The organism is Zavarzinella formosa DSM 19928, from assembly GCF_000255705.1.
In the GTDB taxonomy this organism is placed as follows: Bacteria; Planctomycetota; Planctomycetia; order Gemmatales; family Gemmataceae; genus Zavarzinella; species Zavarzinella formosa.
Genome location: NZ_AIAB01000580.1, coordinates 1 through 611, shown reverse-complemented (window position 1 = coordinate 611; position 611 = coordinate 1). Strand labels below are relative to the sequence as shown.

Below are 611 nucleotides of genomic sequence, written 5' to 3'. Positions count from 1 at the left end.
ACCCAATCAAGCCCAACTCCACAAGCTCAAACAGGGAATGGCCCTGCCCCTCTCAGGGTCGCGTCGGGGTAGGGCCATTCCGTTATTCACGTTGGGGGACACCGATAAGCTCTCTGGCCCGTTCGGGGTAGATTTGGAGGAGTTCAATGGCTTCGCAGTGGTTGTCAGCATCGCTGTCGGCGAGCAAATGGATGACGGCGTTGCGCAAGGCGGCGAGGACTTGGGGAGCCGAACCGGAACGCACCCGGCAGGCGTCTTCACGGAAGGTCACGTCGCGAACGTAATGCAATTCGTTTTCGATCTTCCAATGATCGCGAAGGTGTTTCAGCAGGTCGGCGGCGTTCGCCTGCTTTTCGGACAGGCTTGTCACCCCATACCCGACTTCGACGGTTTTGATCCCCCGGACGGTCCGCTCCCGGATGATTTCGAAGCCTTGGGCCAGGCCCTTCCATTGTTCATGACCGGTCAGGATCGACGTGGTCCGCAGAGTCCGGACCTCCAGTCGCCCGTGCCCCTTGTCCACGTGACGAACCAGGCGATCCGGGGCGGGCGCCGGAGGGAGGTCGTCAGGGGGAAGTGGCCGCCGCGATCTGTCGGGCGGCGTCCTCGAA

General features: G+C 62.2%; 1 protein-coding gene. It reads right to left on the bottom strand.

What is annotated here, in order from left to right:
* Positions 1-82: 82 nt before the first annotated feature.
* A partial coding sequence (locus BGIM_RS0100830; RefSeq protein WP_020467926.1) for an ISAs1 family transposase occupies positions 83-611 on the bottom strand: 529 nt, incomplete at its 5' end.